This is a genomic window from Mycobacterium sp. P2_H7, from assembly GCF_056403275.1.
On record NZ_JBFUFU010000009.1, the window covers coordinates 171,740 to 178,476 of the forward strand.

Here is a 6,737-nt window from a genome sequence, read left to right on the forward strand (position 1 = left end):
CGTGGATGACCGCAGTGCAACCGCAGGTGACCGCGAAGTACACCCAGCTCGCGGCACGTCAGGCCGCCCGATCCGACGCGCTGGCGCTGAAGGCGCTGCTCGCCCCGGTGTCGGGGCGCACCCAGATCGCCCAGCTGCTCACCCTGGTCGCATCCGCCGCCACCGTTGCACCGTTCATCGGCATCGTGGAGATCGGCCGCACCCTACTGGCAGACGGCCCGGTGGACACCGCACGAGTCTGGACCATCGTCGCGATCGTGATCGGCGCCCTGCTGCTCCGGACCTGGGCCAACGGCACCGCGCTGACGCTCACCCACCTGGCCGACGGGGACCTGCAGCGCTCACTGCGCCGGCGCATCGTCGACACGCTGGGCCGGCTGCCGCTGGGCTGGTTCAACGGCACCTCCTCGGGCGAGGTCCGCAAGGCCGTCCAGCAGGACGTCGGGGAACTGCATTTCCTGGTCGCACACTCGGCCGTGGAGAACACCGGCGCGCTGGCCACCCCGGTGTTCGGGTTGGCCTACTGCTTCTCGCTGGACTGGCGTCTGGGCCTGCTGGCCATCGGCACCGCACCGATCTATCTGCTGGTCTACATGTGGCTGGGCCGCGACGTGCGGGTGCAGATGGAACGGATGAACGCGGGCGTCGCCCGGATCAGCGCCACCATCGTCGAGTTCATCGCCGGCGTGGCTGTGGTCAAGACCTTCGGTGAAACCGGTCGGGCGCACAAACGTTTCGCCGACGCCGCCGAGGAATTCAACGATGGATTCGCCGACTGGATGGGCCCCATGGTGCGGGTCAAAGCGGCCTCATCGATCTTCATCGAGGCGCCGACGGTACTTCTGGTCAACCTGGCCGGTGGCTACTGGTTCGTGCGCAGCGGCTGGGTGACGCCGACCGACGTGCTCGGCTCGACGCTGGTGGCGATGACCATTCCCGCGGCGGTGCTGGCCGTCGGCTATTCGGCCGGTATCCGCAAGCAGGCCCAGGCCGCCGCCGGCAGGCTGGTGCTGCTACTGGATCAGCCGAAACTGAAGGTTTCCACCAATCCGCAGGTGCCACAAGGTAACTCGGTCGAGTTCGAGGCCGTCGGGTTCAGTTATGACGGTACGAACACCGTGCTGCACGACGTGAATCTGACGCTGGCGCCCGGCACCATCAGCGCGCTGGTCGGCCCGTCCGGCAGCGGCAAGTCCACGCTGGCCACCCTGGTGCCGCGGTTCCATGACGCGACCACCGGGGTGGTCCGGGTCGGCGGTGTCGACGTCCGCGACATCGATCCGGCGGTGCTGTACCGGCACGTCGGCTTCGTGCTGCAGGATGTTGCGCTGCTCGGCATCAGCGTCGCCGACAACATCTCGTTGGGGCGCCCCGACGCCACCCGCGAGGAGATCTACCAGGCGGCGGAGGCCGCGCACGTACATGACCGGATCCTTGCCCTGCCCAAGGGCTACGACTCGATCGTCGGCGAGGACGCGCACTTCTCCGGGGGCGAGGCGCAGCGGGTCAGCATCGCCCGCGCCCTGCTCGCCGACACCCCGATACTGGTCCTCGACGAGGCGACGGCCTCGGCCGATCCGGACTCCGAGGCGCAGATCCAGGCCGCGTTGTCGCGGCTGATCGCCGGGCGCACGGTGCTGGTGATCGCGCACCGGCTCGGATCCATCACCGGCGCGGACAACATCGTCGTGCTCGACGCCGGTCGCGTCGTCGAACAGGGCGGCCACGACGAGTTGGTGGCCCGCGGCGGCCATTACGCCGGTATGTGGAGCGTCTACAGCGAGGGCAACGCCGACCGTTTCGAGGGAGCACGATGATCCGGGGATTCCTGCGCATCCTGGGCCCGCAACGCGGCCTGATGTTCGGATACCTGGCGTGGGTGAGCGCCTACGGCGTACTGCACGGAGTCGCGATGGTGCTGCTGGTGCCCATCTCGCAGGCGCTGTTCGACGGCCGCTACGGCGACGCGGCGCGCTGGCTCGGGATACTGGCCGCGGTGGTGGTCGCTGCGGCGGTGGCGCAGTACGTGCAGTCCTCGCGGGCGATGCGGATGGCACTGGCCACCATGCGACTGCTGCACCGCAGGCTCGGCGACCACATGGTCACGTTGCCGCTGGGCTGGTTCAGCCGCGACACCGTCGGCTCCGTCTCCCAGATCGCCGTCAAGGGAACCACTTTCGTGGGTACCAGCGGCGCACACCTGATCACGCCGATCGTGCTGAACACGGTGAGCGCGGGCACCGTGGTGCTCGGGCTCGCGCTGTTCGACTGGCGCATCGCGGCGGTGGCACTCGTGGGCGGACTGATCCTGGTGGGCTGTGGCCTGCTGGCGTCGAGGCTGATCGCCGGTGCGGAGATGATCAACCACGCCGCCGAGGTCGAGGTGAACACCCGGGTGGTGGAGTTCGCGCGCTGCCAACCGGTGCTGCGGGCCTTCGGCCGCACCGGGGCGGACTTCACCCCGCTCAGTGCCGCGTTGGACGACCAGCATCGGGTGGGCCGGCGGGCACTGTGGCGCTCGGTGGCCGGCCTGATGCTCAACGGAGTCGCGGTGCAGGGCGTCTTCTCGGTGCTGATCGCGGCCGGCGCGTGGCTGGCGGTGGGTGCAACCCTCAACCCGATCACCGCGGTGGCGATCCTCGGCTTGGCGGCCCGGTTCGCCTCACCGCTGGCCGCACTGGCCGAGTACGGCTCCGCGATGCGGATGGCACGCACCGAGCTGGACCGCATCACCGACATTCTCGACACCCCGTCCCTGCTGGAACCTGATGCGCCGCAAGCGGTCTCGGTGCCGGGGCGGGTCGAGCTCGATCACGTCGCCTTCAGCTATCCGGGCCGGACCGTGGCCACCGACGTCAGCTTCGTCGCCGAGCCGGGCACCATGACGGCGTTGGTCGGACCGTCCGGCTCGGGCAAGACGACGTTGACGCGGCTGATCGCCCGGTTCTACGACACCGACGCCGGGGTGGTGCGCGTCGGCGGTGTCGACGTCCGCGATCAGGCCACCGGCGAGCTGATGGCGCAATTGTCCCTGGTGTTCCAGGACGTCTACCTGTTCGACGACACCCTGTGGGAGAACGTCCGGATCGGGCGCCCTGGCGCCACCGACGCCGAGATCGCCGCGGCGGCGGACACCGCGGGGCTCGCGTCGGTGCTGGCGCGGCTGCCCGACGGCTGGCAGACCAAGGTCGGCGAGGGTGGCTCGGCGCTGTCCGGTGGCGAGCGGCAACGGGTTTCGATCGCCCGGGCGCTGCTCAAGGACGCGTCCATCGTGCTGTTCGACGAGGCGACCAGCGCGCTGGACCCGGAGAATGAGCGGCACGTCGCAGAATCGATCCGCACCTTGGCTCAGCGCAGCACGGTGATCGTCATCGCGCACAAGCTGTCCACCGTCACCGCCGCGGATCAGATCGTGGTGCTCTCGGGCGCCGGTGACGTGGCCGAGTCCGGCACGCACGCGGAGTTGATGGCGCGCGGCGGCCAGTACGCGGACTTCTGGGCCCAACGGGTGTCCGCATCGGGCTGGAGCATGAACGCCGGGGTGGTCAGCTAATTCACATTCACGTAGGGCGCCAACAATAACCTAGGTTAGGCTAAATTTACCTAGTGCTTACGTTGACAACCAAGGTGGAGCAAAGGTGACTGTGGAGACCAGAGCGGAAAACGTTGTGGTGCTTCCCCTGGCGCTGCCGTCGGGGATCACCCCCGCCGACGTGGTGGCCGAGCTGGCCCGGATGACCGAAGCCGCCGGCGAGGAGTACCTGGTCTACGAACAGCACGGCCAGTGGATTCTGGCAAGTGATGTCCGGACGGCCATCGAATTGGACTCCGACGAACTCCGACTCATCACCGACGGTGTGGTGACCCGGCAGCCCTGGACCGGCCGTCCGGAAGTGGTGCTCGGTGAGGCCGTCGACCGGCTGCTGCTGGAAGGCCCGCGGCTGTTCGGCTGGGTCGCCTTCGAATTCGGGGCATACCGATTCGATCTGCATGACCAGCTGCCGGCGGGGACCCCGCTGGCCCGGCTGTTCCTGCCCGGCAGTCAGGTCATCGTCACCGACACCCAGGCCACCGTCGTCGACGGCGACACCACCTATCTCGCGGCGATCGAACGGCTGCTCGCCCGCGGCCTGGCGCCCACCCCGGCCGCGCGGCCCCTCGACGTCAGCGCCGACACCGGGCAGTACCGCCGCCGCGTCGCCACCGCGATCGACGAGATCGCGTCCGGCCGTTACCAGAAGGTGATCCTGTCCCGGCGGTTCGACGTGCCGTTCACTCTGGACTTCCCGGCGACCTACCGGGTGGGTCGGCGCCACAACACCCCGGTGCGGTCATTTCTGTTGCGGTTCGGCGGGATTCGCGCACTGGGCTACAGCCCGGAACTGGTCGCCGCGGTCCAGCGGGACGGCACCGTGCTGACCGAGCCGCTGGCCGGCACCCGCGCACTGGGACGCGGCGCCGTTGAGGACCGCGCCGCGCGTGACGAGCTGGAATCGGACTCCAAGGAGATCGTCGAGCACGCCATCTCGGTGCGCACCTCGATGCAGGAGATCGCCGAGGTCGCCGAACCGGGCACCGCGACGGTCCATGACTTCATGACCATCCGGGAACGCGGCAGCGTGCAGCATCTCGGCTCGACGGTCCGTGGCCGGCTGAGCTCGTCGCTGGACCGGATGGACGCGCTGGCGGCGCTGTTCCCGGCCGTGACGGCATCGGGCATTCCCAAGGCCGAGAGCGTCGATGCCATCCTGCGGCTGGATCAGACCCCGCGCGGACTGTATTCGGGTGCGGTGGTGATGTTCACCGACAGGGGCGAGATGGATGCGGCGCTGACGTTGCGCGCTGTCTATGAGCAGGACGGCGCCACCTGGCTGCGCGCCGGCGCCGGCATCATCGCAGCCTCCAATCCGGACCGGGAGTTCGAGGAGACCTGCGAGAAGCTGACGACGCTGGCGCCGTACCTGGTTCCCCGCGACTAGCGGGTCAACTGCGCGACGATCGCCTTCTTGTCCGTCTTGCCGACCGCGGTGGTCGGCAGTGAATCCCACACGACCAGGGTGTCGGGGCGGGAATGTGCGGCCACGCCGCGTCCGTCCAGATAGGCGTGGACGTCGGCGAGCGTGACGGGTGCTCCGCTGAATACCACCACGGCGCAGATCTTCTCGCCGAGGAACTCGTCGGGCAGCGGCACCGCGGCGGCCGACCAGATCCCCGGATGGGTGATCAGGTGCTCCTCCAGATCCAGGGCCGACACCGTCTCACCACCGCGGGTGATGACGTCCTTGATGCGTCCGGTGACCTCGAGGTAGCCGTTCGCGAACCGCCGCACCCGGTCGCCGCTGCGGTAGAAGCCGTCCGGGCTGATCGAGCGCAGGTTGTCTTGCGGCGCATTGAAATACCCGTTGATGGTGTACGGCCCGCGCACCAGCAGCTCGCCTTCTTCGCCGGGCTCCACCTCGTTTCCGGACTCGTCGACGACCCGCAGTTCATCCCATTCAGAGAGCGGTCGGCCCTGGGTGTGGTCCAGCAGATCGGGCGCGTCCCCGAGTCGGGTGTAGTTGAGCAGGCCCTCGGCCATTCCGAACACCTGCTGCAGTCCCGGGGTCAGCGCCGCGCGGACGGCGGCGGCGTCCTCGGCGCCCAGCTTCGCGCCGCCGACCTGTAGCAGCCGCAACTCCTTCGGTGCCTGCGGCTCCCAATCGCAGGCCTGCGCCCACAGTTTGGCCAGCGCCGGTACCAGCGCGGTGGCGGTGACGCCGTGCCGGTCGATGACGGCGAAGGCCGCCTCGGGGCTAGGGTCGGTGGTGAACACCGTGGCGGCGCCTGCGCTCAGCGCGCCCAGCAGTCCGGGGCAGGCCAGCGGGAAGTTGTGCGCGGCGGGCAGCACCACCAGGTACACGTCCGCGGGCGTCACGGCGCACAGTTGCGCACTCGCGGTGGCGTTGTAGACGTAGTCGTCGTGCGTGCGCGGAATCAGTTTCGGTGCACCGGTGGTGCCCCCGGAGACCAGCAGCAGCGCGGGAGAGTCGGTGTCGGGTGCGACGACGGGCGGCCGCGCATCGGTATCGAGGACCGACCAGGGCAGGAAGGGGCCCGGGTCGCCGTGCACGACGACGTGCCGCACTCCCGGCTGCGCCGCGACGAGGTGTTCGGCCATCGCGCGGTAGTCGAATCCGGCTGCGGTATCGGCGATGACGAGCGCGACGGCGCCACTGACGTTCGCAAAGTGGGTCAGCTCGGCCAGCCGGTGTCCGGGCAGGCACATCACCGGTACGGCCCCGGCGCGCAGCAACCCGAAGAGGGCGACGGCGAAGTGCGCCGAATTCGGCAGCTGCAGCAGCACCCGGTCACCGGGCACGACACCCAGTGCGGCAAAACCCGCAGCGGCGCGGTCGGCCAGCACATCCAGCTCGGCGAAGGTGTGTGAAGCATCCGCGTCGGCCACGGCGATATTGTCGGGCCAGGTGCGCGCCGCGTCGCGCAGGATCTCGCCGACGGTGCGGCCGGTCCAGTGGCCGGCGTCCCGATAGGACGCCGCGCGGTCGGCAGGGAAGGGCACGAAACCGGCCGCGAGGGTGGTTTGTGCTGCGGATTCCGCCGGGTGGGGCGTGGTCAGGCTCACGGGTCTGCCCTTCGGGGTAGGCGTGTTCGGTAGTCCGAATATAGGGTAGCCTTCTCGAAATTAGGGCAGCCTTTGCTAAGCGAATCGACGGCGTTGGGAGGCGTGGTGACTGTTG

The 6,737-nt window shown here is 69.2% G+C and carries 4 protein-coding genes; 3 read left to right on the plus strand and 1 reads right to left on the minus strand.

The genetic code is table 11. The features are described from left to right. Positions 1-5 precede the first annotated feature (5 nt). From AC1DY7_RS13065 to AC1DY7_RS13075, 3 genes are all read left to right on the plus strand, one after another. Positions 6-1,817 carry an ABC transporter ATP-binding protein gene (locus tag AC1DY7_RS13065; RefSeq protein ID WP_477494110.1) on the plus strand — a complete coding sequence of 604 codons (1,812 nt, stop codon included), beginning with the start codon at positions 6-8 and terminating at the stop codon, positions 1,815-1,817. Beyond that, the gene (locus tag AC1DY7_RS13070) at positions 1,814-3,553 is read left to right on the plus strand and encodes an ABC transporter ATP-binding protein (RefSeq protein WP_477494111.1); all 1,740 of its coding nucleotides are present in this window, start codon (positions 1,814-1,816) and stop codon (positions 3,551-3,553) included. Before AC1DY7_RS13065 ends, AC1DY7_RS13070 begins: the two co-directional genes overlap by 4 nt. A gap of 91 nt (positions 3,554-3,644) precedes the next feature. After that, positions 3,645-4,979: a salicylate synthase gene (locus tag AC1DY7_RS13075; RefSeq protein WP_477494508.1), complete on the plus strand. Its 1,335-nt coding sequence runs from the start codon at positions 3,645-3,647 to the stop codon at positions 4,977-4,979. Here the strand turns inward: AC1DY7_RS13075 and AC1DY7_RS13080 are convergent. Continuing rightward, the gene (locus tag AC1DY7_RS13080; RefSeq protein ID WP_477494112.1) at positions 4,976-6,622 is read right to left on the minus strand and encodes a (2,3-dihydroxybenzoyl)adenylate synthase; all 1,647 of its coding nucleotides are present in this window, start codon (positions 6,620-6,622) and stop codon (positions 4,976-4,978) included. The genes AC1DY7_RS13075 and AC1DY7_RS13080 overlap by 4 nt on opposite strands. Positions 6,623-6,737: the final 115 nt, after the last annotated feature.